The 22,541-nt window shown below is 51.1% G+C and carries 27 protein-coding genes; 18 read left to right on the top strand and 9 right to left on the bottom strand.

Going from position 1 to position 22,541, the window contains the following annotated elements:
* Positions 1–405 precede the first annotated feature (405 nt).
* Together ACZ5FK_RS10100 and ACZ5FK_RS10095 are read right to left on the bottom strand one after the other, a co-directional pair.
* Positions 406–1,596, bottom strand: a complete 1,191-nt coding sequence (locus ACZ5FK_RS10100; protein WP_464804779.1) for a DUF4317 domain-containing protein — start codon at positions 1,594–1,596, stop codon at positions 406–408.
* 74 nt (positions 1,597–1,670) lie between these two features.
* Positions 1,671–2,753 (bottom strand): NAD(P)/FAD-dependent oxidoreductase, encoded by a 1,083-nt coding sequence (locus tag ACZ5FK_RS10095; RefSeq protein WP_464804778.1) that lies wholly within the window; start codon positions 2,751–2,753, stop codon positions 1,671–1,673.
* A gap of 234 nt (positions 2,754–2,987) precedes the next feature.
* Here ACZ5FK_RS10095 and ACZ5FK_RS10090 point away from each other — a divergent pair, with 234 nt between their 5' ends.
* The 4 genes from ACZ5FK_RS10090 to ACZ5FK_RS10075 all read left to right on the top strand — a co-directional run bounded on the left by ACZ5FK_RS10090 (position 2,988) and on the right by ACZ5FK_RS10075 (position 6,818).
* Entirely contained in the window at positions 2,988–3,788 is an 801-nt protein-coding gene (locus ACZ5FK_RS10090; RefSeq protein WP_464804777.1) for an ABC transporter ATP-binding protein, read from the top strand.
* Complete coding sequence (locus ACZ5FK_RS10085; protein ID WP_464804776.1) at positions 3,785–4,714, top strand: iron-hydroxamate ABC transporter substrate-binding protein; 930 nt, start codon at positions 3,785–3,787, stop codon at positions 4,712–4,714. The genes ACZ5FK_RS10090 and ACZ5FK_RS10085 overlap by 4 nt, the downstream gene beginning before the upstream one ends.
* 89 nt (positions 4,715–4,803) lie before the next feature.
* On the top strand, positions 4,804–5,814 hold the full coding sequence (locus ACZ5FK_RS10080) for a FecCD family ABC transporter permease (protein ID WP_464804775.1): 1,011 nt from the start codon (positions 4,804–4,806) through the stop codon (positions 5,812–5,814).
* A complete protein-coding gene (locus ACZ5FK_RS10075; protein WP_464804774.1) occupies positions 5,811–6,818 on the top strand; it encodes a FecCD family ABC transporter permease in 1,008 nt (335 codons plus the stop codon). Before ACZ5FK_RS10080 ends, ACZ5FK_RS10075 begins: the two co-directional genes overlap by 4 nt.
* A gap of 325 nt (positions 6,819–7,143) precedes the next feature.
* Here the strand turns inward: ACZ5FK_RS10075 and ACZ5FK_RS10070 are convergent, their stop codons facing one another.
* Entirely contained in the window at positions 7,144–7,218 is a 75-nt protein-coding gene (locus ACZ5FK_RS10070; protein ID WP_464807414.1) for a hypothetical protein, read from the bottom strand.
* Positions 7,219–7,340: 122 nt separating this feature from the next.
* Positions 7,341–7,742 (bottom strand): VOC family protein, encoded by a 402-nt coding sequence (locus tag ACZ5FK_RS10065; RefSeq protein WP_464804773.1) that lies wholly within the window; start codon positions 7,740–7,742, stop codon positions 7,341–7,343.
* 123 nt (positions 7,743–7,865) lie between these two features.
* Between ACZ5FK_RS10065 and ACZ5FK_RS10060 the strand changes: the two genes are divergently transcribed.
* From ACZ5FK_RS10060 to ACZ5FK_RS10030, 7 genes are all read left to right on the top strand, one after another.
* The gene (locus tag ACZ5FK_RS10060; RefSeq protein ID WP_464804772.1) at positions 7,866–8,513 is read left to right on the top strand and encodes a GntR family transcriptional regulator; all 648 of its coding nucleotides are present in this window, start codon (positions 7,866–7,868) and stop codon (positions 8,511–8,513) included.
* Between the two features lie 139 nt (positions 8,514–8,652).
* A complete protein-coding gene (locus ACZ5FK_RS10055) occupies positions 8,653–9,771 on the top strand; it encodes a M20 metallopeptidase family protein (RefSeq protein WP_464804771.1) in 1,119 nt (372 codons plus the stop codon).
* 26 nt (positions 9,772–9,797) lie between these two features.
* Entirely contained in the window at positions 9,798–11,210 is a 1,413-nt protein-coding gene (locus ACZ5FK_RS10050; protein ID WP_464804770.1) for a YfcC family protein, read from the top strand.
* A 43-nt stretch (positions 11,211–11,253) separates the two neighbouring features.
* Positions 11,254–12,477: a M20 metallopeptidase family protein gene (locus tag ACZ5FK_RS10045; protein WP_464804769.1), complete on the top strand. Its 1,224-nt coding sequence runs from the start codon at positions 11,254–11,256 to the stop codon at positions 12,475–12,477.
* 110 nt (positions 12,478–12,587) lie between these two features.
* A complete protein-coding gene (locus tag ACZ5FK_RS10040) occupies positions 12,588–13,505 on the top strand; it encodes an NADP-dependent oxidoreductase (protein ID WP_464804768.1) in 918 nt (305 codons plus the stop codon).
* A gap of 36 nt (positions 13,506–13,541) precedes the next feature.
* Positions 13,542–13,913, top strand: a complete 372-nt coding sequence (locus ACZ5FK_RS10035) for a glyoxalase superfamily protein (RefSeq protein WP_464804767.1) — start codon at positions 13,542–13,544, stop codon at positions 13,911–13,913.
* A gap of 230 nt (positions 13,914–14,143) precedes the next feature.
* Positions 14,144–15,031: an EAL domain-containing protein gene (locus ACZ5FK_RS10030; RefSeq protein WP_464804766.1), complete on the top strand. Its 888-nt coding sequence runs from the start codon at positions 14,144–14,146 to the stop codon at positions 15,029–15,031.
* 41 nt (positions 15,032–15,072) lie between these two features.
* Here the strand turns inward: ACZ5FK_RS10030 and ACZ5FK_RS10025 are convergent, their stop codons facing one another.
* On the bottom strand, positions 15,073–15,519 hold the full coding sequence (locus tag ACZ5FK_RS10025) for a GNAT family N-acetyltransferase (protein WP_464804765.1): 447 nt from the start codon (positions 15,517–15,519) through the stop codon (positions 15,073–15,075).
* Positions 15,520–15,752: 233 nt separating this feature from the next.
* Between ACZ5FK_RS10025 and ACZ5FK_RS10020 the strand changes: the two genes are divergently transcribed.
* From ACZ5FK_RS10020 to ACZ5FK_RS10010, 3 genes are all read left to right on the top strand, one after another.
* A complete protein-coding gene (locus tag ACZ5FK_RS10020; protein ID WP_464804764.1) occupies positions 15,753–16,340 on the top strand; it encodes a helix-turn-helix domain-containing protein in 588 nt (195 codons plus the stop codon).
* A 169-nt stretch (positions 16,341–16,509) separates the two neighbouring features.
* Complete coding sequence (locus ACZ5FK_RS10015) at positions 16,510–16,686, top strand: DUF6440 family protein (protein ID WP_464804763.1); 177 nt, start codon at positions 16,510–16,512, stop codon at positions 16,684–16,686.
* Positions 16,687–16,817: 131 nt separating this feature from the next.
* Positions 16,818–17,240: an organic hydroperoxide resistance protein gene (locus ACZ5FK_RS10010; protein ID WP_464804762.1), complete on the top strand. Its 423-nt coding sequence runs from the start codon at positions 16,818–16,820 to the stop codon at positions 17,238–17,240.
* 45 nt (positions 17,241–17,285) lie between these two features.
* On the opposite strand, the gene ACZ5FK_RS10005 is transcribed toward ACZ5FK_RS10010, so the two are convergent.
* Both ACZ5FK_RS10005 and ACZ5FK_RS10000 read right to left on the bottom strand, forming a co-directional pair.
* Complete coding sequence (locus ACZ5FK_RS10005; protein WP_464804761.1) at positions 17,286–17,525, bottom strand: hypothetical protein; 240 nt, start codon at positions 17,523–17,525, stop codon at positions 17,286–17,288.
* A 12-nt stretch (positions 17,526–17,537) separates the two neighbouring features.
* Positions 17,538–18,446 carry a DMT family transporter gene (locus tag ACZ5FK_RS10000; RefSeq protein WP_464804760.1) on the bottom strand — a complete coding sequence of 303 codons (909 nt, stop codon included), beginning with the start codon at positions 18,444–18,446 and terminating at the stop codon, positions 17,538–17,540.
* A gap of 272 nt (positions 18,447–18,718) precedes the next feature.
* On the opposite strand from ACZ5FK_RS10000, the gene ACZ5FK_RS09995 reads away from it, so the two are divergent.
* On the top strand, positions 18,719–19,096 hold the full coding sequence (locus ACZ5FK_RS09995; protein WP_464804759.1) for an ATP-binding cassette domain-containing protein: 378 nt from the start codon (positions 18,719–18,721) through the stop codon (positions 19,094–19,096).
* Positions 19,081–19,527, top strand: coding sequence for a hypothetical protein (locus ACZ5FK_RS09990; RefSeq protein ID WP_464804758.1), 447 nt, complete (start codon positions 19,081–19,083; stop codon positions 19,525–19,527). The genes ACZ5FK_RS09995 and ACZ5FK_RS09990 overlap by 16 nt, the downstream gene beginning before the upstream one ends.
* On the opposite strand, the gene ACZ5FK_RS09985 is transcribed toward ACZ5FK_RS09990, so the two are convergent.
* Positions 19,465–19,914, bottom strand: a complete 450-nt coding sequence (locus ACZ5FK_RS09985) for a hypothetical protein (protein ID WP_464804757.1) — start codon at positions 19,912–19,914, stop codon at positions 19,465–19,467. The genes ACZ5FK_RS09990 and ACZ5FK_RS09985 overlap by 63 nt on opposite strands.
* A 245-nt stretch (positions 19,915–20,159) precedes the next feature.
* Between ACZ5FK_RS09985 and ACZ5FK_RS09980 the strand changes: the two genes are divergently transcribed.
* Together ACZ5FK_RS09980 and ytvA are read left to right on the top strand one after the other, a co-directional pair.
* A complete protein-coding gene (locus tag ACZ5FK_RS09980; protein ID WP_464804756.1) occupies positions 20,160–20,975 on the top strand; it encodes a methyl-accepting chemotaxis protein in 816 nt (271 codons plus the stop codon).
* A 31-nt stretch (positions 20,976–21,006) separates the two neighbouring features.
* Positions 21,007–21,801 carry a YtvA family blue-light photoreceptor gene (gene ytvA, locus ACZ5FK_RS09975; RefSeq protein ID WP_464804755.1) on the top strand — a complete coding sequence of 265 codons (795 nt, stop codon included), beginning with the start codon at positions 21,007–21,009 and terminating at the stop codon, positions 21,799–21,801.
* A 304-nt stretch (positions 21,802–22,105) separates the two neighbouring features.
* Here ytvA and ACZ5FK_RS09970 read toward each other — a convergent pair whose 3' ends face one another.
* Positions 22,106–22,462 (bottom strand): nucleotide excision repair endonuclease, encoded by a 357-nt coding sequence (locus tag ACZ5FK_RS09970; RefSeq protein ID WP_464804754.1) that lies wholly within the window; start codon positions 22,460–22,462, stop codon positions 22,106–22,108.
* Between the last annotated feature and the right edge of the window lie 79 nt (positions 22,463–22,541).

Genomic DNA, 22,541 nt, shown 5'->3' with positions numbered 1-22,541 from the left:
AAGCCGATCTCAATTGAGATCGGCTTTAGTTTTTTTGGGGATGCTCAGCCGATTGCTCGGGATGTTCAGGCATTAGCTTGGGATGTTCACCCTCCTGCTTGCTGCATTTCGCGGGGGCTCGTCTGATTCCACAGTCTTGCCCTAATCGCCAATGCTATTAGCAAATCAGCTCTTGACTTAGGCTTTTGGTGTATTGAGTTGAAACGTTGTCACACCGGTTTTCAATGTCCGCCTCGTTCTATTGCTCAGTTAACACGCACTATTGCTTATTTTGCATGTATCCTTGCTTTCATCCGAAACATTGTTGCTTACATATCCGGCTCCATTGCTCACTTTGCCCCTGTCCTTGCTGCCAATTCGCACTCGATTGCTTACTTCCCGCGCCGACCGCCTCGTTTCAATCCCTCACTCCACGAGCTCTTCCGGCACAATATTGAACCCATCGATAATCGCGTCTTCTTCGACTTCGATTAAAATGCAACGCTGTCCGCGGACAGTGACTTGATGGACGTACCGCAAGTCTTGCGGGCTGACCGAGATGTTGGCGACTTTCGTTTCGATCTTGATCGATTTCGATGTGTACTTCGGTACGATATGCTGCGGTTTCATCTCATATGATTCGTCGTCGATGATGCGCTGGAACGCCATACTGACCTGCTCGGCATCGACGTCTGCCACGCCGCTTTTCTGAAGGACGCGCACCATTTCATCTGAGCCGAGTGCCGGGATCTCCCCGTCCATTTCGTCGTCCTCGTCCACTTCGATCATGCGCTGCAGCTCATCATAGACGTTCGCGAGCGTTTTCGTATTGACGCGGCCGCCTGTTACTTCCTTCACGACTTCCTCGAACACGGCGCGATCTTCCTGCGCGGTCATGATCTCTTCGCCGCCGAGCACGTTCTCTATGAAGTCGAAGTCCGGTTTGTTCGCTTTGCCCGCCGCATACAAAATATGGTTGACGTCTGCCGCGTTATCGGTGAAGCACGGGAACAGGAAGCCGCCGACCGGCTTTGCCAGGTTGATGATCGGATCGGTCATGAAGTTCGATTTGTATTCCTTTCCTTGGAAATCAAACACGAGCGACCGCTTCGGCTGCTCAGTCGGGTTCATGCTGCAGAGGATGAAAGGCGTTGTGTACACCTGGTCGCGGATGCTCTCTTCGGTCTCGTCCTCTTCCCGCTTTGTCGGCTTGTAATACTCCCCGCGGATGAACGTCACGACGAGGTCCTTCTCGTACTGCGTATCCTGCACCATCTTCCGTGCGATGATCAGCATGTTCTCCCGCCATTCTTCCACATCCTCCGTCATAAGCCCTTCATACAGAAGACGCTGCGAATGCTCCATCTGATCGGTATTAGGCCTTGCGAATTTCACTTCGAACAGCTTTTCGCCAAGCCGCCCGCTGAGCACTTTCTTGAAATTTGCGAGGAACAATTCCTGTTGCTCCTGCTCCACCAGCGGAAACGCCTCGCCGATTTCGTGATAAATTTCATCGCTTTCCTGCCTGATGTATACATTGTAAATCTCGCGGATCACGAGCAGATCTGATCCGACTTTAAAATGCTTCCGTATATCTGCCACATCTTTTTTATTCATATCTATCCACTCCCCGAAAGATTAATCCCATGAAAAAAGGAGTGCCTCTGTTCGGCACTCCTCCAGTATACCAGTTAGGCGCGGATCGCTTCCACGCAATCGTCGCATGACGGGGTGTTCAAAATCTTCTTCTTCAATTCCCGGTTGCGCTCCGCAAATACTTCATTATGGGATGATACCATCGCCATTTTGTTAGCTTGCGGTTCAATGTACAGCTTGGCGCTGTTGACGGCGTTCGCCGCATCTTGGAAGGCGCCGGCGATCAGCCATAGCTTCCCTTCATGGTTCAGGATATCGCCTGCCGCGAATAGGCCGGGCACTGTCGATCTGCTCATCGCGTCGCCCGCCACGTAGAAATCATCAATCATTTTGATGTTGAGGTCGCTGTTTTGCAGAAGCTCGGAATCCCGGTCATATCCATGGCTGATAATTACCTCGTCTACGTCCATGCTATAAATATCACCGGTTTCCTGATGGGTAAGTTCCACTTGCCGGATGAATTCGTGGTTCTCGCACGCCGTGAGTTTGGTGATGCTCGTTTGCGGGAGGCAAACGGCATGGCTGTTCATCAGCTGTGTCACTTGCGCTTCATGGCCGCTCATGGCATCTTTCCGGTACGTCAGATAGACCTTCTTCGCAATCGGCACTAGTTCGTTCGCCCAGTCGATTGCCGTATTGCCGCCGCCCGATATGATGACTGTCTTGTCTTTGAACCGTTTCAAGGACTGGACGGTATAATGGATATTTGAAACTTCAAACCGTTCTGCACCGTCAATCTGAAGCTTCTTCGGCTTTAAGATTCCGCCGCCGACCGCTACAATCACTGTCCTAGAAAGGTGCTTCCGGCCTGAAGCTGCAGTAAGCTCAAAATGGCCATCTTCATTTTTTGAGATGGATACGATCTTCTCATTCAAGACCAGTTCAGGGGTAAACGTCATCGCCTGTTTGATCAGCTGCTGCATAAGTTGTTCGCCGGGGATTGGTGTTTGTCCGCCCACATCCCAGATCATTTTTTCGGGATACACTTGAATCTTCCCGCCAAGTTTCGGCTGGAATTCAATCAGCTTTGTTTTCATCTCACGCAGTCCGCTGTAAAACGTGGAATAAAGACCGGCCGGCCCTCCTCCAATTACGGTGACATCGAATAGTTCCATCATTTATAGGTTGCCTCCCATTGATACCGATTCTCATTATCAACAGCATAACTGATTTTCATTCACTTTGCAAAGCGACACTTCTGTGAAAAATGCATGTGACCACTTGTTACATCGCGTTTAACCGCAATTTTTTGATTGACATGAGACCCTGGCCGTTTTATAGTTTGTTATGGGAAAAATATTGAGAATGATTATCAGTTCCATTTATTCACAATCATTTGGAGGTGGGAATCCATGGTACGGCTCGTCACAGAGGACGTCAGCATTGGCTATGGCGAAGAACCGATCGTTAAAAATCTCAGTGTCACGATACCAGATAAGCAGATTACCACCATTATCGGTTCGAATGGTTGCGGGAAATCCACCTTATTAAAGGCGATTACGCGGATCATTTCACACCAAGCTGGATCGGTCATGCTGGACGGAAAGGACATTTCCAAGGAGAACACGAAGACACTGGCTAAAAAGATGGCCATTCTTCCGCAGACACCGGAAAGCGCAAGCGGCCTTACGGTGGGCGAACTTGTCTCCTATGGTCGCTTCCCTTACCAGAACAGCTTCGGCCGTCTGACAAAGCGGGATTACGAAGTCATTGACTGGGCGCTTGAAGTGACCGGTACGGGCGAATATAAGTTCCGTCACGTCGACTCATTGTCGGGCGGTCAGCGGCAGCGCGTCTGGATTGCGATGGCGCTTGCGCAAGAGACGGAAATCATTTTCCTCGATGAACCGACTACGTATCTCGATATGGCGCATCAGCTGGAAGTGCTGGAACTGCTGCAGAAGTTGAACCGGGAACAGGAGCGGACGATTGTCATGGTCCTCCATGATTTGAACCAGGCCGCCCGTTTCGCAGACAATATTATCGCGCTTAAAAATGGAGAAATCGTCAAAGCAGGACCTTGCGAGGACGTCATCACAAAGGATGTTTTGCGGCAAGTCTTCCAGATCGACGCGGTCATCGGCCGTGATCCAAGGACGGATAAGCCGATGTGCATCACCTATAACCTACTCAAAGGAGAAAAGAACTTATGAAAAAACTGCTCATTCCGTTTATCCTGCTGCTCGTGTTGGTCATCAGCGCTTGCGGCAAGGACGATAAAACAACGACAAACGAAGATACAGCCGCTCCGGAAGAATCGGAAGCTGCTACATTCACATACGAATCCGAAACTGGCCCAATTGAAGTGCCATCACATCCGAAACGTGTTGTCATGCTTTCCGGCTTCACTGGCAACGTCCTTCAGCTTGGCGTCCCGGTTGTAGGCGCGGATGTATGGTCTGTGACGAATCCGACATTTGAAAAAGAGATGCAAGGCGTAGAGGAAGTATCCGACGAGGATCTAGAAAAGATCATTGAACTGGATCCGGATTTGATCATCGGCTTGTCCAACATCAAGAATCTTGATAAACTACAGGAAATCGCTCCGACTGTCACGTATACATGGGGCAAACTGGATTATCTCGCACAGCATGTTGAAATCGGCAAGCTTTTAAACAAAGAAGAAGAAGCACAAGCTTGGGTGGATGACTTCACGAAACGGGTTGAAGAAGCTGGCGACGAAATCCGCGCGAAAATTGGCGAGGATGCAACCGTGTCGGTTTTAGAAACGTACGGCAAAGAAGTTTACGTATTCGGTGATAACTGGGCACGAGGCACGGAAATCCTCTATCAGGGCATGAATCTTAAAATGCCTGAAAAGGTAAAGGAAATGGCGCTTGAATCAGGCTACTTCGCGCTATCTTCCGAAGTCATCCCTGAATATGCCGGCGATTATATCATCTTGAGCAAATACTCGGATGCCGACGTCTCCTTCCAGGAAACAGAGGCCTATAAAAACATTCCAGCTGTAAAAAATGGACATGTGTTTGAGATGAAGGGCGAAGGCGCTTCCTTCTCCGATCCAGTTACACTGGAAAAACAGCTTCAATTCTTCAAGGATTCATTCCTCGGGAAATAAACGAATGGCAGCAAGGGCTCTGGTCGGTTTCCACGGGCCCTTGCTGTTTAATTTATACATAAAATTCCACTTAGAAAAGATGAGGCACGATGGATAAACATACACGGAGACCGATTCCGTTTTCAATTAAAATACTCGCCGGCCTCGTCGTCTTCTTCGCCATGTTCTGTGTGTCCCTGGCGTTCGGAGCGGCGGATGTCTCGATCCGTGATGTCTGGATGGCTCTTACTTCATCCTCTTCAAACGACCAGATTTCCATCATCCGTGAGATCCGCCTTCCCCGAGAAGTCGCCGCACTCTTTGTCGGAGCGGCGCTCGCCGTGTCAGGCGCCATCATGCAGGGCATGACCCGTAACCCGCTTGCCGATCCCGGCCTGCTCGGGCTGACGGCAGGGGCGAATGCAGCTCTTGCCATTACGATCGCTTTCATCCCGGCCGCCAATTACTTCACAACCATGATCGCCTGCTTTATCGGTGCTGCGGCAGGGGCCATTTTGGTGTTTGGCATTGGCGCTATGAAACGAGGGGGCTTCTCCCCGATTCGCATTGTCCTTGCAGGAGCAGCGATCTCTGCCTTCCTCTATGCGATTGCTGAAGGCATAGGCATCTATTTCAAGATTTCGAAAGACGTTTCCATGTGGACAGCGGGCGGGACGATTGGCACGACTTGGGGCCAGCTCCGCATCATTGTGCCCTTCATCATCGTTGGTATGATCATCGCCTTTTTTCTCTCCCGGCAATTGACCGTATTAAGCTTGAGCGAGGAAGTGGCTGTCGGGCTCGGCCAGAAGACCGGACGGACAAAAGCGATCCTATTCGGCGTGATCATTATTCTTGCAGGTGCTGCCGTCTCGCTCGTCGGCAATATGGCTTTCATCGGGCTGATGATTCCGCATATCGTCCGCGTCTTTGTCGGGACGGATTATCGGTTCATCCTGCCGATGTCCGCGATTGTCGGTGCTACGTTCATGCTTGCTGCGGATACGATCGGACGGACGATCAATGCACCCTATGAGACACCGGTCGTCGCGATTGTCGCTGTCGCCGGCTTGCCGTTCTTTCTTGCCATTGTCCGGAAAGGGGGCAAAGCGTTCTCATGATCCATCCTTCATTGCGGAAAAAACAGCGGCTGATCCTAGCAGCCCTGACAGCGCTGATTTTGCTGACCATCCTAATCGGGCTTGGGCTCGGCCGCTCGTCGGTATCGTTTGACCGGCTGCTGCCGATCTTGCTTGGACAAGGCACCTTCAAAGAGAACTTCGTGCTTTTCTCCATCCGGATGCCGCGCGTGCTGATCACCTTGATGGCCGGCATGGCTCTTGCCCTATCCGGTGCCATCCTGCAGGGGATCACTCGCAACGACCTGGCAGATCCCGGGATCATCGGCATCAACTCGGGAGCAGGCGTCGCCATTGCGGTGTTTTTCCTGTTCTTCCCGATTGACGCGGGCACATTCGTTTACATGATCCCGGTCGTCGCCTTTATTGGGGCGGGACTGACCGCGCTCCTGATTTATTTGTTTTCCTATAAACGGAATACAGGCGTGCAGCCGGTGCAGCTCGTCCTGACCGGGGTCGGTTTTTCACTCGCCCTGTCCGGTCTTATGATTGTCCTTATTTCATCTGCTGAACGGACAAAAGTTGACTTTATCGTTAAATGGATTGCCGGGAACATCTGGGGCACCGACTGGCCGTTCATCTGGGCGCTGCTTCCTTGGCTTATCGTCCTGATCCCCTTCACGCTCTATAAAGCGAATCGGCTGAACCTGCTGGCGCTCAGCGAACCCGTTGCAATCGGCATCGGTGTTTCCATCAGTAAAGAACGGATCATCCTGCTTGCGACCGCCGTCGCACTTGCAGCATCCGCCGTCGCTGTCACGGGAGGGATCAGCTTTGTCGGCCTGATGGCGCCTCATATCGCCAAAGCGATGATCGGCCCGCGCAACCAGCTATTCCTTCCGATCGCCATCCTGACTGGCGGCTGGCTCCTCTTGTTCGCCGACACCATCGGCCACAATATCCTGGAACCTAGCGGCCTGCCCGCCGGCATTATGGTTTCCTTGATCGGCGCGCCGTATTTCTTGTATTTATTGTTGAAAAAATGAAAGAGCTGCCATCCAGGTGATGGCAGCTTTTTTGGTTTGGATCGGTATCTGAGCTAAATGGATCGGTCCGCCGGCTAAACGGGTCACTCCCTCTGCTAAACGGATCGGTCCGCCGGCTAAACGGGTCACTCCATCCGCTAAATGGATCACTCCGCCAGCTAATCGGGTCACTCCCTTTGCTAAATGGATCACTACGCCGGCTAATCGGGTCACTCCCTTTGCTAAATGGATCACTACGCCGGCTAATCGGGTCACTCCCTCTGCTAAACGGATCACTCCGCCAGCTAATCGAGCGCTCCCTCTGCTAAATGGATCACTACGCCGGCTAATCGAGCGCTCCCTCTGCTAATCGGGTCACTCCCTCCGCTAAATGGATCGTTCCACCAGCTAAACGGGTCACTCCATCCGCTAAATGAATCGGTCCGCCGGCTAAACAGGTCTCTCCCTCTCCTAAATGGGTCGTTCCGCCAGCTAATCGGGCGCTCCCTCTGCTAAACGGATCGGTCCAACCGCTGCTCCCTCTTATTCAAATGGCAGGTCGAGCTGCCAGGAGATGCCGTAGCGGTCGTTGATCCAGCCGAAACGCCGGCTGAAGCCATAGTCGCCGACCGGCATGAGCGCCTGTCCGCCTTCCAGCAGGGCGCTGTATATCCGGTCCAGCTCCTCTTCCGTCTCACAGATCAGATAGATCGAGAAGGACGGCGTAAAATCGAAGGCGTGCTTCACATGGCTGTCGATGCACATGAATTCTTGGCCTTTCAGGGAGAACACGGCTTGCATGACAGTCCCGTCGTCGCCCGGTCCCTCTGCGCTATACCGGCTGATGCGCTCGATCCCCGAATCCTCGATCAGGCTTGTGTAAAATGTCATCGCTTCTTCAGCGTTCCCCTCTTGGAACATGAGAAATGGAATGGCTTGTTTCATGGACTTGGCTCCTTTGTATTTTAATTTCCATACAAGTATAGTACAGTTATTGAATAGTAAGCCGCTGATTATACATTATATATTATATATAAAGTGAATGACTAGATTCATAGGAGGCTGTCAATGGGAACTTACTTACTGTTGAAAGATCATGTATACAACTTTATTGTGGAACAGATCAATAACGGAACATTAATTGCTGGCAGCAAGGTGAATGAAAATGCGATTTCAGAGAGTCTGAAGGTGAGCCGGACGCCAGTGCGGGAGGCGCTGATCCAGCTAGCTTCTGACGGCCTGCTGGAGAATGTGCCGCGCAAAGGGTTTGTCATCAAAAAATTGACGAAGGAGGAGGCCGTCGAGACGTTCCAGATCATCGGGCTGCTGGACGGGCAAGCGGCCGTTTTAGCTGCTCCTCTTTTGACTGAAAAGCATCTGCAAGAGATGGATTTTTATATTCAAAGCATCGATCTCGCCATCAACACAGGTAATTTCGCCATGTACCACAAGATGCAGGAGGCGTTTCACCAGGTCTATCTTTCTCTTTGTCCGAATCATAGTCTCGTGACATTGCTGCTCCAGCTGGAACGAAAATTTTTGAAGAATATGGATGGGTTAGGGGATTTGGAGTATACAAAACAACGGCTAACCGAGACGAATCATGAACATAGAAAAATGATGGACTTGTTCCGGAGCCTTGATACTGCTGAACTGGAGCGCTACTTACGGGACGTCCACTGGAATCCCGAAAAGGCATCGATCATTCCTTTATAAAGACTGCAAAAATTCTGTTCTTCCTGAACAGAATTTTTTTATTGCAGTCGTCTAAAAATATAATGTACAATATACATTATACAATTTACTGATAGTCAATAAATACTGTCTAGTTACATATACAAGGAGATGCTTATTGATGAAAGAGCAGAATTATGAACTGGTTACTGCGTTGCGCCATGAACTGCATCGCCATCCTGAGCTTTCGAACGAAGAAACATGGACAAAGAAGCGTCTTATGGAATTTTTGAAAACGCATACAACGAATCTTGACATCGTCGACAGGGGGAACTGGTTCTATGCCGCCTACCGCGCTGGTGAAGGAAAACGGAATATCGCATTCCGGGCAGATTTCGATGCGCTGCCGATGGACGAGGTGATCGATGTACCATGGGCATCCGAATTCCCAGGCCGTGCTCACAAATGCGGACATGACGGCCATTCCTCGACGCTCGCAGGGTTCGCTCTTGAAATCGATCAGGACGGCGCGGAGCACAATGTGTTCTTCCTGTTCCAGCCAGCGGAAGAGACCGGCGACGGAGCCATCCAGTGCGTCGATCTTATCGATGATGAGAAGATTGATGAGATTTACGCCTACCACAACATGAGCGGCATCCCCTATCAGACGGTCGCCATCAAAGACGGCGTCAGCCTCTGTGCATCCAAAGGCATGTCCATTTATCTGGAGGGACTTCCCGCTCACGCGAGCCAGCCTGAACACGGGATCAATCCGTCTTTCGCCATCGCCTCGATCATCCAGGAGATACCGAGGTTCGTATCACCCGAGGAGAATGAGGGACTCGTCCTCTGCACCATCGTACAGATCGATGCAGGCGAGAAGGCGTTCGGCCTGGCCGCGTCCAAAGGCCTCCTCCGCATGACGATCCGTGCCCTGCATGAGGAGGAGCTGGATCGCCTGCAGACCAATCTGGAAAATCTCTCAAAGCAGCAAGCGGAGCATTACGGCCTGTCCGTCCGCTTTGAATACAATGACGAATTTCCCGAAACCGCCAATTCAAATGAATGCGCAGACAAGGTGCGCAGAAGTGCGGAAGAGGGCGGTCTCAAACTCATGGAACTGGAAGAAGCGTTCCGCGGATCCGAAGACTTCGGCCACTTTACAAAGCGGACAAAAGGCGCCTATTGCTTCATCGGGAACGGGGAGGATTATCCGAATGTCCACACGAGTGAGTATGATTTCCGTGATGAATTGATCAAAACCGGTGTGACGCTCTTCAAAGGGCTGCTCCTACAATAGAGATAATGGGAATGGGAGGAAATTACATGTCGAAGAAAGAGAAACGGAAGGGGTTCAACTTTCCCCATGTATATATCATGTTCCTGCTTGTCATGCTGCTCGTCGTCGTGCTCTCTTGGGTTGTGCCAAGCGGACAATATGAGCGCACGGTCGACCCAGAAACAGGCATCACGAATGTGAATACAGATGTGTTTGAGTATATCGATGCCAAAGATCCAATCGGTTTCATGGACTTCTTTACGGCACTGCACAAAGGGGTCGTCCAGTCTGGTGACATCATTGTCATGCTGCTGTTCGCAAGCGGTGCACTGTTCATACTTGAAAAGTCGGGCGCGATTGCGGCGGGGATCCATAAGCTGCTGCGCGTCGCTGCCGGAAAAGAGAAACTGATCATCGCTTCATTGCTCACTCTGTTTGCGATCATGGGAACTATCGGTTTCGGCGAAGGCGGCATTCCGTTCATCCCGCTAGCAATGGCAGTGGTCATGGGGCTTGGCTATGACCGCATCACCGCATTCGCTACGTCGACAGTCGGCCTTGCCATCGGCTTTACGGCAGGCGCTGTCAACTTTTATACAACAGGCGTCAGCCAATCGATCGTCGGTTTGCCAATTTACTCCGGACTCGGTTTTCGGATTATTTCGTTAGTCATTTTCATCCTCATTTCCATGGTGTATATTTTGCGCTACGCCAATAAAACCAAAGCGGATCCAGCGAAGAGCATTGTGTTCGAGGAATACCGCGTGCAGCTAGAAAACTCAAAGACAGCCGATTACGAAGAAGAGGACTTCACCTTATCAAGAAAGATTGCCCTTCTTGGACTTGTCGGTGTGCTTGTCGGCAGTGCATACGGCGCCATCAAACTCGGATGGGGCATGCCCGAACTGTCGGCGGTCTATGCGATTTATGCTATATTTCTCGTCATCATCCTGCGCCTTAAGCCGAGTGAAGCAGCAGAGACCTTCGGGGCCGGGGCAGCAAGACTATTGCCAACAGGTCTTGCGATCGGATTTGCACGCTCTGTCATGATTTTGATGGACCAGGCAAAAATCATCGATACGGCCGTCCATTCCTTGTCGGGCATGCTGAGTCATACGGGTTCGATCGTGACGCTTCTGATCCTGTTCCTGGTTGTCATCTTCTTCAATTTCTTCGTCGTTTCGGGAAGCGGAAAGGCGATGATCCTCATGCCGATCATGGGGCCGCTCGGGAAAATCCTCGGCATCAACCAGCAAGTGATGGTCGTCGTGTATCAGTTCGGCGACGGTTTCACGAACTACCTGTGGCCGACATCAGGCGGTCTGATGGCTGCGCTCGGCATGTCGAATGTGAACTATGCGGACTGGGTGAAATTCTCACTGAAACTGTTCTTGCTGCTTCACTTTGCTGCATTCATCCTGATCGTCATTGCGAATTATATGGGTCTGGGTCCTGCGTAATCCCTTGAGGAGAAGGTCTACAATTAGAAAAGGAGATGTCGGAATGGTTAACTTTTTTGAGGAAGCGAAGTCGTATGAGGAGCAGATCATCAAGGATCGCCGTTATCTTCATCAACATCCGGAAATCGGTTTTGATTTGCCGAATACCCAGGAATACATCCAGCAGCGCCTTCAGGAGATGGGCATTGAAAGCAAGCCATGCGGATCGGTTCCTCCTGAGGTGAGTGAAAAGTATGCACGGGCCGGCTTTGCGGCGCAGACCCGCTGTACAGGCCTACTCGCTACCATCGGACAAGGAGCCCCCTGCATCCTGCTGCGTGCTGATATGGACGCTCTCCCAATCCAGGAGGAAGTACAGTCCGAGTTCAAATCACAGAATGAAGGCTTGATGCATGCGTGCGGCCATGATTCACATGTCGCCATGCTGCTTGGCGCAGCGCAGCTTCTGAAAAATCACGAAGCCGACCTGAAAGGGACGGTCAAGCTGTTCTTCCAGCCGGGTGAAGAATGGGGATATGGATCCAAGCTGATGATCGACGACGGTGCCCTGCAAAATCCGAAAGTCGACGCGGCATTCGGGATCCATATCATGCCCGATCAGGAGGCCGGTACTTTGTCCGTTACGAAAGGCACCCTTTCGCAGGCGATGGATACGTATATCGTCGATATCAAGGGGTACGGCGGGCACAGCTCCCAGCCGCATAAGACGATTGATGCGAACATGATCATGAACCAGCTGTACACCAGCCTGAACTTTCTCATGACCCGGGAAGCCGATCCAAGCCAGAGTGTCACGTTCTCTGTCGGATCCATGAGCGGGGGGACTGTGACGAATGTCATTCCGGACAAATCGGTGCTGAGCGGCAATATGCGAAGTTACGACCAGAAGACACGCGACCACTTGTGCGAACGGATCCCTGAAATGATCGACCATGTTGTAAAAGCATGGCGGGGCGAGTATAAGACAACCGAATTCCATACACCGACGACGTATAACGATCCCGCGTTCATCGACTCCATCTTCCCTTCCCTAGAGAAGGTAATGGGCCAGGAGAACATGGTGGATCTCGGCGTCCTGAGCGGTTCTGAGGACTTCTCCTATATCTCCCAAGAAGTCCCCTCCGCTTTCGTCATACTGGGCACGGGTAAAGAAGGTGAAGCGCCTGTCCATAATCCCAACATGCACCAGAATGAGGACATCTTTAAGTATGGCGCGGCACTGCACGCCAATGTGGCGATGAGCTGGCTGCAACAGCAATCGAAATGAACAGGATAGACCGGCTTCCTAGCATACAGGAAGCCGGTCTACTTTTTGTCATTCTCTCCCACTTGCCATGCTATACTGGCTACAAGACAGACATGAAGGAGGCATCACCTGTGAAAGCGATTGTAAAAAGAAGCGGAGATCCTGCAGACCTGGCCTTTGAGGACGTGGCCATACCACGTATCGGGGAAGACGAACTGCTCGTCCGCGTGAAAGCGATCGGCGTCGGCATCCATGATTCCTACTTCCTGCCACAGCGGATGAATTTCCCCTTTCCGATCGGCATTGAAGCGGCAGGCATCGTAGAAGAGACGGGCCGACTTGTGACGGATTATTCCCCTGGAGACAGGGTCGCATTGATCAGCATGATACAGGAGAAGGGCGGCACATGGGCAGAGTATGCTGCTGTTTCCTATGGCTCCTTGATCGTCCGGGTGCCGGGCGGTATGGATTTCGTGGAAGCCGCGGCCATTCCCGTTGCCGGCAATACAGTCCTCCGCGCATTTACGGCACTGCACCTGGCGCCTGGAAGTTCTGTATTCATCGCCGGCGCATCCGGTGCAATCGGCACCTTTGCCATCCAGCTTGCGAAGCAGCGCGGCTGGCATGTCGCCGGGTCCGCTTCCCTTAAAAACCATGATTACCTGAAATCGCTCGGCGCTGATGTGGCTGTCGACTACCGGGATCCAGCTTGGCCCCAGCATGTCCTTGACTGGATGCCCGGAGGAGTGGATGCAGCCATCGCCATCCAGCCGGCAACGAGTGAACCGAGCATGTCCGTCGTGCGAAACGGAGGCACCGTCATCACGATATCGGGCGACCGCTTTCAGCCCGTCCGCGGCATTCAGGCTGGCTTCGTCCCCCACGACGCGGATGTCCGCCGTGAACTGGAACAATTGATGGAAGATATTGCGGCTGGGCGCATCAAACTTGTGATCGAACAGGTCTACCCTTTTGCAAAAGGACTGGATGCCCTTGCGAAAACGCAGACGCGCCATGCGCGCGGCAAGCTAGTGCTGAAAGTCGACTAGGATCAATCCACCATCACGGAAAGGAATGAACTACCGATGACCATACCGATTTTCAGGATTTTTGATGTCAGCAAAGCATTGGAGTTTTATGTGGACTTCCTCGGTTTCCGTGTCGATTGGCAACATCGTTTCGAAGAGGGGCTGCCGCTTTATATGCAGCTTTCCATGCAGGATACCGTGATCCATCTGTCCGAACATTACGGAGATGCAGCGCCGGGAAGTGCCGTCCGCATCCCTCTTTCGAATCTCCATTCCTATCAGGAAAAATTGGCAGATAAACAATATGCCTACTGCCGGCCCGGCATCGAAAGGGCTCCATGGGGAACGGATGAAATGATGGTGCATGACCCATTTTCCAACCGTTTGACATTTTTCGAAGAACGTCAGCGAGAATCGAATGCAGTATAAACAGGAACAGGCAGGCAGAGGCGGCAGATCTGTCTGCCTTTTCTTTCGGCACCCGAATTGAAATCATTTACAAGAGGACGTATGTCATGTAGACTAGTAGAAAAGTAGGGAGGTTTCATATGTTTTGTGATGTTTGTATGCCCAAGCCCCTAGAATTTCAAATTCGTTTTGATAGCGAAGAAAACTTGAAGCATCTGTCTTCCATTTGCAGATACTTGGACGAAATCCATATGCTGATCGATTCGGAAGCAGACCAGATACTCGTCAAGGAAGAAGCGATGAAAGGCCTTCTGGACTACATCAATCAACATATGGATCCTGACTATCTTCATTTCCGCACGGACACTAAGGAATGGAGACCCATCAATGTTGCGGCAGATTTATTGGAAGCGCAGTGGATTGATCAGATCATCGACGAAGGCAGCGTCCAATTCCACGCACAGCCGATTGTCGACCGCGACAGGAACGTCTATGCCTATGAAATGCTGGCGCGTTTTCCTGCAGGCGACGGATCGCTGTTATCACCGTTCAATGTCTTCGAGACGGCAAAAGTGCGCAACCGCATGTATGCCCTTGACCGCGTCTGCCGGATCAATGCGGTCAAACAGGCGCCCCTGCTCGATTCGAAAGTTTTTATCAACTTCATCCCGACGTCCATTTACTCACCGGAACATTGCCTGCGGACCACCGTCCAGCTGGCCCATGATCTTGGCATCGACCCTTCCCGCTTTGTATTCGAAGTGGTGGAGACCGAGCAAGTGAAGGACATGGCGCACCTGAAGAGGATCCTGGACTATTACCGCAAGCAAGGATTCGAATACGCGCTGGATGATGTAGGCGCCGGCTTTAACACTGTTGATATGATCAAAGACCTGCAGCCATACTACACGAAATTGGACAGGCACTTTATCCAGGACATCCACTTGGATGAAGAGAAACAGGAAGTCGCGAAGAAAGTGCTCGCTTCCACGCTTGCCGTCGGCGGCACGCCGCTTGCAGAAGGCATCGAGGAGGAAGCTGAGTTTCTCTGGCTGCGTGATGCTGGCTTCAAACTGTTCCAAGGCTATCTGTTCGGAAAGCCCGCTCCGATTGAGCCGCAGCAAATTATGAATACGTAAAAAAAGACAGGGCAGTGCCGACATGATGGCACCTGCCCTTTTCAAGGTCTGCACATGATGAGCTCCCCATTGATATCCCGTTCATCGATGAAATGAAATCCGAGCTTCTCGTAGAGATGGACCGCTCCTTCATTTTCGCGATATACGCTAAGATACAAAGGCTGCTCGCCATACTCTTCGATTGCCCTCTCCATAAGCGCCTCCATGAACAACGTGCCATATCCCTTCCCTTGGTATTTTTCATCAATCAACAGCCGGTCGATCCACAACCGTCCCTGGCGCCCCTCCCCTTCAAAGAAACCATACATCGCAAATCCTACAGGCGTTTCATCGATATAAAGTCCGACCGGTTGATATTCTTTCCACTTGACCGCGTCCTCCAGGCACTCCAGTGGGGATTCGATAAATCCTTTCTGCGAGCCCGCTACTTCCAGCTTTAAGATCTCTTCATAATTCGTTTTGGTCACTTTCTGTATAGTCGCTTCCATCTTCACTCTTCCTTTTCACTTTATATTCATAAGACGCCCACCGCGGGGATATCGTTTCATGTGATGGGCCGCGGAACGATCCGTCTGTTCAAGCTGAGGATTAAATGCTGCTAATGAGCGAATAGATGCAGAAAGTTTAGGACTTTTTCTGCCGTTTTGCCCTCACTCTACTTATCGTTTGTTGGCAAACCCTGCGTTGGCCACTACACTAATGGGAGGAGGGAAACCGAATAATGAAGACAAATTCAATTGGACATTTGCTTGCCTCTCTGCGTAAAGAGAATGGCTGGACGCAAAAAGAGATGGCCGGCATGCTGAATGTTTCGGATCGTACTATTTCAAAATGGGAACGGAATGCAGGATTGCCCGATATTTCGCTGCTTCCGGAGATTGCTGCCCTGCTGCATGTCGATATGGCTCAGCTTTTACATGGTGACCTCCAAATCAATGAATCAGTAGGTGGAAATATGAAGAATACAAAGTTCTATGCATGCCCGTCTTGCCAGAATCTTCTTCTGGCAACAGCGGCATCGGATATTACATGCTGCGGCAGGAAACTTGATGCACTGGAAGCCAAAAAAGCGGATGACGTCCATAACGTAACCATCACGGAAGCCGACGGGGAGTGGCATATCACCAGCAGCCATCCGATGACAAAGGAACATCATATCTCTTTCATCGCTGTCGTAGCCGGTGATCAGATTCAGTGGATTAAACAGTATCCCGAATGGGCTGTATCCGCGAGGATCCCTAAGAAGAAGCATGTGCGCCTGCTATGGCTGGACACGAAGGACGGCCTGTTTTACCAGCTGATCCGCTGAAATCCGAAGAACGCCAAAGAAGCGGAATCAGGCATGATGGTCGCTCCGCTAGTTTTACATGACTATGAAGTGCTGCCTTCTCCCTAAGAATCATCCCTTTTTCAATCATCCGAAACTTAATCTCCTTTCGCACGTATAAAAAAGAAAAGTATACGATGGAGGGATTCAAATGGCTAAGGATGAAAAGAAACGCTTTGAAACCGTATATATGCAAGGGGCGCTGAGCTTTGTGAAAATATTGGTGGATCAGGAGACCGGCGTTCATTATCTATTCACTCAAGAAGGGTACGCGGGCGGCTTAACTCCGCTTCTCGATGAGAACGGCAATGTTGTGATCAAGCGGTAACGTCAAAGACGCCAGCTTTCCGTTAAGGAAGGCCTTTCTCATAGCGGACATTTCCTCTTACTACACATATCCTACCTGCTTTACGGGTACTGTACTTGTGATGCAAATTCACAGATAGGAGTGGTAGATGTATGTCCGAAGCATTATTCACATCCAGCGCAACCGCCAAGGGAGGACGCGAAGGGCATGTGCAGTCATCCGACGGAGTTGTCGATTTCGACATGGCCATGCCCGGCACCCCACGCGCCAAGGAACTTTCGAATTCGACGAACCCCGAGCAGCTGTTTGCAGCCGGCTATGCGTCATGCTTTGACGGTGCCTTGCAGCGGATGGCACAGAAGGAACACGTAAAGTTCACCTCGGAAGTGACCGCAAATGTCAGCCTGATGAAGGATGAATCAGACCAGGGCTTCAAGCTGGCGGTCAAATTGCAGGTGAAAGGTACAGATATTGAAAAGGATCAGCTGGAAGACCTCGTCCATAAAGCACATGATTTCTGTCCGTACTCTAAAGCGACCCGCGGCAATATCGACGTTACACTTGAAGTGCTGTAACGTAAAAAAGCTCCTGCCATGACAGGAGCTTTTTTATTAATCGATTCAACTATCCATCGGTTCAGCGCCCTGCATCGCCGGCTGCTCCAGCCCGGCTCTCAGGGCATTCTCTTCCGTATCCATCAACGAGAACCCTTGCGTTACAGGACTCCAGCAGCTCTCACTGTATTCCTCCCATTCAACCCATCTATAGATTGCGATTGAGAACAATCCGTCAATTCTATGCTGAATCTCGAGCTTGTACTCTCCGCAGCTGGATTGGATGGTACGAACCACTTCATGCAACAAGATCCACCCCTACTCCGTCTCTTCTTTCGCCTTGCCGCCCGCAATCGACAGGCCAGTGACGCCGATCAGCATGACGAGCGCGCCCATGAGCTGCCACTTGCCGAGGACGCTGCCGAACCAGACGACCGAAATGATCATCGCTGTCAGCGGCTCAAAACTCGAGAGAAGACTCGTCTCGACCGGCGAGATGTATTTCATGCTGCCGAGGAACAGCAGGAAGGCGACCGTTCCAATAATGATGACGAGACCCAGCACGACAGCGATTTTCCAGTCGCCCAGGCTGAGGATGCCCGGTTTGATGCTCGGGATGCTTGTGAAAAACAAAGCGATGCCGCCTATGAGCATCCCCCAGCCGACGACGAGAAGGACGCCCCATTCCGCCATCAGCCGGGCGGGATACAATGTATAGAAGGAGAATGCGAACCCGACCGCAATGCCCCAGCCGACAGCGGCCGCCGTCAGGGCAAAACCGGATAGCGTCCCGTTGGTGAGAAGGAAAAAGAGTCCGACCATCGTCACGATCATGCCGATCACCTGCGCTGCTGGCGGCATCATTTTCTGGCGCAAGGAGACAAACAGGATAATATAGATCGGCGCCAGGAACTGAAAGAGCGTTGCAATGACTGCGTTGCTCGAATGGATGGCTCCGACAAAAGTGTACTGGACGCCCAGCATGCCGAAAATCCCGAAAATCACCATCTGGCGCAGCCATACCTTATGGCGCAGCGGCCTGAAGATGTTTTTGCCCCTCATCCTCAGGAACAAGAGTACAAAGAAGCCGGCCAGCATAAGACGGACTGTCAGCATGAAGGAGATGGACAGATCGCTGGTCGCCAGCAGCCACTCCATCATTGGACCAGTCGCTCCCCACATCATCGCTCCGGAGACGATCATTGCAATGCCTTTCAGGCGATTCATAGGCTTCCACCACCATTTCCAGATTTATAGTTGTTTGTTTTGATGACTGACTGCATGAAAAAAGCCGACCAAATGTCAGCTGCGTCATGTCCTGTATATAGTATACGATAAACCGGCCATGAATCGAAATGGCATTTTTAGTCTCGCTGCCATCCTCTTACGTTTGCAAATGAAAGGTTGACAGTCTCCCGAATTAGCCCTAGACTACAATTGATAATGATTTTCAATTAGAATGTATTTCCTACTTACCGAATTAAGTTAGGAGAACAATCATGATAGAACTACAAGAACTCACTGTCCGTTACGGAAAGAAGGAGATCATCCAGGCACTGGACCTTCTGTTCCCCCACCAGGCAATTACATCCATCATCGGTCCGAACGGTTGCGGAAAATCCACATTGCTCAAGGCGATGGCCCGTATTCTCGAGCCTGCTGAAGGGGCTGTCATGATTGACGGGTCCGATCTGCGGGACCTTGCAACGAAGGATATTGCAAAAAAGATCGCGATGCTGCCGCAATCCGCTGCGGCCCCGAGCGGTTTAACCGTCGTACAGCTTGTCTCTTACGGCCGTTTCCCCCATCAGCATAAGTTCGCTTCGCTCAATCAGACCTGGCTCGTTTTGCAAAGGCCGTCATGCAGTCCGTCCTGATTCCTGCAGAGCTGCAGGAAAAGATGCTTACACCTGCCCTTCTCGACGGTGTGAAACTGCCTTGCGGGTACGGGGTCTTCATTGACGAGGGCCCGCTTGGCATCAACTATTCGCATGGCGGCGGATGGCCGGGCTATCATGCCCATCTGTCCTTCTATCCCGAGCAGGAACTGACACTGGTCATCTTTAGCAACGTGGAACCGCTGGACTATGCACAGCACTTGCCGTTATCTGAGATGGTGAGGCAGATCGAGCAGCTGTTGGAGGAAGGCTGTCCTAAACCGGCACAGGATCATCGTCTCATAGGAAGGAGCATTCCCCGGGGAACTCATCGTATGCACTTCGATGTGTTTCCCCGGGGATTTCCTCTATGTGCGGGTTGTCTTAAGCTGCCTGCCAAGCCGTCTCCTGCCTGCGATGAAACCGGCTGAGAATACCAGCAGCATGAGGATATAGGCACCCGTCATGATCGCTGTTCCGTTATGCAAGAAGGGCAGCAGCCTGGAAGCCCCATAGACGAACGGCAGCATATAGTGCTGGGAAAGTCCCGCCAATTCAATGTTTCGAACCGCGCCATCCAACAGAACAAATTGCCAGATGAACAAAATAAAAGAAACGAGCCATACAGAATTGCCGAGCAGGAATCCTTTCCAGGCATCTGCGTCCCATCCAGCAAATAGATACCCGGCAAAACACCAGAACAAGGCCATCACCAGCTGGGCAAGCAAGGGATAAAGCGGCAGCAGCATGCTGTTTGCCATAAACCCATAAACCAAAGGTACCAGCAACAGCATACAATACATCCAATTATTCTTCACACCATCCCTCCTTCCGTTCTCTCTCCGCGTTCTTCTTTATCAATGAGTATAGCAACCAGGACAGACGTTTGAAATATCTATCAGGCAACTCGGCTAAAGTAGTCCATTGGTTCTGGTTTATACTATCTAATCCCGGGAACTATAAAGGGGTATATCTGACCAAAAAGTCATTCTATTAGAAAGAGTACAAGCTTTTGTTTGTTATTTCCTCCTGAACAAAATATATTTAAAGGACGGTTATCCTATTGAGACATGTAAGAACGCAAGTATTGAATGAATCTGCTGTCGTTTCGGCATTTGAAAAACATCTGGCGATGGTGGAATTCGACCTTGACCGTAAAGTCGTCTGGGCCAATCAGCCATTTTGCGATGTGCTCGGCTACAGGGTGGATGAAATCATTGGCATGCGGCATGAGCGTTTCTGCAAACCCGAGTTTGTCCAGTCCGCTGCGTACGACGAGCATTGGTCGTCTCTGCAGAATGGCAAAAGCAAGCAGGCAAAAATCCTTCGCATCGATAAATACAGGCAGGAACTTTGGCTGGAAGCGACGTATATGCCCATCCTGGACGAGGCGGGGAGCGTCATGGCCGTCTTGAAAATCGCCACCAATATCACGCAGCAGGAAAACCATACACTCCGCACCATCCAGGATTTGAAGCAGGTGCCGGAGCGGATGCTCGATTTGGTCACGGCGAATTCATCCGAAAAGATCCTTGCCGTCTCGTCGCTGACGCAGCATGTTCAGGAAATCCAAGAGCGGACCAGATCTATGAAAAGCATCTCCATGCAGACAAATGTCCTCGCTTTGAACGCATCTATTGAAGCGGTTCGCGCAGGCACGTACGGCAATGGCTTCAAGGTGGTCGCCGATGAAGTCCGGAAACTCGCGCTGATCGTCGACCAAGCCGTCGCCTTCATCGACAAATCGGTCCAGCATATCGAGAGCGATGCCGGCAATGTGACGAGCATCACTGACCAATTGAACGTAGGCATCATGGACGCAAAAGCGGATTTCCAAACCACACTGGGTGCCATTGAACGAACCCTGGAACTGGCGTAGAAGGTGACAGAACAAAAAAAGAGGTGTACATATGCAATCAAAATATTTCAAGGGGCTGAATGAAGAGGAACGGAAGTCCTTGATCAGCGCGGCCATCAACCGGGCAGGTGTCGGCGTCATCGTGACGGACCCCTCCCAAGAAGATAATCCGATCATCTATGTGAATGACGGGTTTGAGCAGCTGACCGGATACACGGCAAGCGAAATCGTCGGACTGAATTGCCGCTTTCTGCAGCAGGGCCAAACAAGCAAAGCCGATCGCCTGAAGATCAAGCAGGCGATCGATGAGGAACGGTTCATCAACCTGCCATTGAAGAATTTCAAGAAAGATGGAACTCCGTTCTGGAATGACCTCAATATCTATCCGGTGTATATCGATGAATTGGACAGGAAATACTTCATCGGCATCCAGCGGGATATTACGGAACAGGTGGAGGCATCCCGCCTTATCCACAAGCAGAATGATCTGATCGAACGCCTGTCACTTCCGATCATCCCGATTTCCAAAAAGACGGCCATCCTGCCGCTGATCGGTGAATTCGACGCTGTCCGTCAGAAACAGCTGCTCATGGAAGTCAGTGAATATGCCGCCTCCAAAGGAAAAGACTATATGATCATTGATCTGTCAGGCGTCGGCAGGTTCACGAGTGATTTATTCTCAACCGTCCAAGCGTTATCCGCCATGCTCGCTCTGATGGGCTGCGAGCTTGTCCTGACAGGCCTTACGCCGGAACTCGTCATGGGCAGCAAACAAGAATTCCTCGCACTCACCGACTTCCCGTCATTCGCGACTGTCGAGCAGGCGATCCGCTTCACAAGCCGGTAAGTGCCACCCCTTCATCGACCAACCGTTCATAGGTTGGTCCCTCGCGCAAACGAGCGCTTTCCTCTTTTTACAATAGTATGCGTGCCTGCTGGCTATATGTTGCAAGAACAGGCGCGAGTGTCTAATGCTTTCCAGCTAACGTCCCTACCTCCACCGCAAACATCGCAAACATTTCTCAATACATCTCAAGCTCATCTCCAAACATCCCTACTCCCGACCGGAATATCGCAAGCTTTCCACTCACCAAACGATGCCACCATAGAAAAACCCTTCACCAAGAAATGTGAAGGGTCCGCAGCTATTCTTATTTATAAAACACCTTTTCTACATTGTATTTCGCTTTTTGCTCGTTGATGATATATGTTTCGTAAATCTCGCGGTGGACAGGGTCTTCCACTTCACATACGACAATCTTCGAGATTTCGTCCCGGTGGTTTTTAACGGGTGAGACCGTGTCTTCATAGTGTTTCTTAATCCGCGGGCGCAGCTTCCGTGCCTTTCCTACGAATAACAATTCTTGCTCTTTGTTATAGAACATGAAGATGCCGCCTTTATCACGGGGGATCAAATGAAAGTCCGGAAAGCCATATGTGCTTGCCGCTTCCTGGCTGTCCCGCTTTGTCACGGTGACGGATGTATCTGGCATAGTGATAGTGATCAATGGTGTTCCTCCTTTTGGATACGTTTCATTGTATCATATCACGGCTACGGCAAAAAAAAATTTATGCGCTCGTACAAAT

Source organism: Sporosarcina sp. GTC18466 (assembly GCF_055389225.1).
This window is presented reverse-complemented; position numbering and strand designations above follow the sequence as displayed.

Coding starts and splice junctions, on each gene's coding strand:
- ACZ5FK_RS10100 (WP_464804779.1), bottom strand. CDS start 1,596: ATGAATAAAAAAGATGTGGCAGATATACGGAAGCATTTTAAAGTCGGA.
- ACZ5FK_RS10095 (WP_464804778.1), bottom strand. CDS start 2,753: ATGATGGAACTATTCGATGTCACCGTAATTGGAGGAGGGCCGGCCGGT.
- ACZ5FK_RS10090 (WP_464804777.1), top strand. CDS start 2,988: ATGGTACGGCTCGTCACAGAGGACGTCAGCATTGGCTATGGCGAAGAA.
- ACZ5FK_RS10085 (WP_464804776.1), top strand. CDS start 3,785: ATGAAAAAACTGCTCATTCCGTTTATCCTGCTGCTCGTGTTGGTCATC.
- ACZ5FK_RS10080 (WP_464804775.1), top strand. CDS start 4,804: ATGGATAAACATACACGGAGACCGATTCCGTTTTCAATTAAAATACTC.
- ACZ5FK_RS10075 (WP_464804774.1), top strand. CDS start 5,811: ATGATCCATCCTTCATTGCGGAAAAAACAGCGGCTGATCCTAGCAGCC.
- ACZ5FK_RS10065 (WP_464804773.1), bottom strand. CDS start 7,742: ATGAAACAAGCCATTCCATTTCTCATGTTCCAAGAGGGGAACGCTGAA.
- ACZ5FK_RS10060 (WP_464804772.1), top strand. CDS start 7,866: ATGGGAACTTACTTACTGTTGAAAGATCATGTATACAACTTTATTGTG.
- ACZ5FK_RS10055 (WP_464804771.1), top strand. CDS start 8,653: ATGAAAGAGCAGAATTATGAACTGGTTACTGCGTTGCGCCATGAACTG.
- ACZ5FK_RS10050 (WP_464804770.1), top strand. CDS start 9,798: ATGTCGAAGAAAGAGAAACGGAAGGGGTTCAACTTTCCCCATGTATAT.
- ACZ5FK_RS10045 (WP_464804769.1), top strand. CDS start 11,254: ATGGTTAACTTTTTTGAGGAAGCGAAGTCGTATGAGGAGCAGATCATC.
- ACZ5FK_RS10035 (WP_464804767.1), top strand. CDS start 13,542: ATGACCATACCGATTTTCAGGATTTTTGATGTCAGCAAAGCATTGGAG.
- ACZ5FK_RS10030 (WP_464804766.1), top strand. CDS start 14,144: ATGCTGATCGATTCGGAAGCAGACCAGATACTCGTCAAGGAAGAAGCG.
- ACZ5FK_RS10025 (WP_464804765.1), bottom strand. CDS start 15,519: ATGGAAGCGACTATACAGAAAGTGACCAAAACGAATTATGAAGAGATC.
- ACZ5FK_RS10020 (WP_464804764.1), top strand. CDS start 15,753: ATGAAGACAAATTCAATTGGACATTTGCTTGCCTCTCTGCGTAAAGAG.
- ACZ5FK_RS10015 (WP_464804763.1), top strand. CDS start 16,510: ATGGCTAAGGATGAAAAGAAACGCTTTGAAACCGTATATATGCAAGGG.
- ACZ5FK_RS10010 (WP_464804762.1), top strand. CDS start 16,818: ATGTCCGAAGCATTATTCACATCCAGCGCAACCGCCAAGGGAGGACGC.
- ACZ5FK_RS10000 (WP_464804760.1), bottom strand. CDS start 18,446: ATGAATCGCCTGAAAGGCATTGCAATGATCGTCTCCGGAGCGATGATG.
- ACZ5FK_RS09995 (WP_464804759.1), top strand. CDS start 18,719: ATGATAGAACTACAAGAACTCACTGTCCGTTACGGAAAGAAGGAGATC.
- ACZ5FK_RS09990 (WP_464804758.1), top strand. CDS start 19,081: ATGCAGTCCGTCCTGATTCCTGCAGAGCTGCAGGAAAAGATGCTTACA.
- ytvA (WP_464804755.1), top strand. CDS start 21,007: ATGCAATCAAAATATTTCAAGGGGCTGAATGAAGAGGAACGGAAGTCC.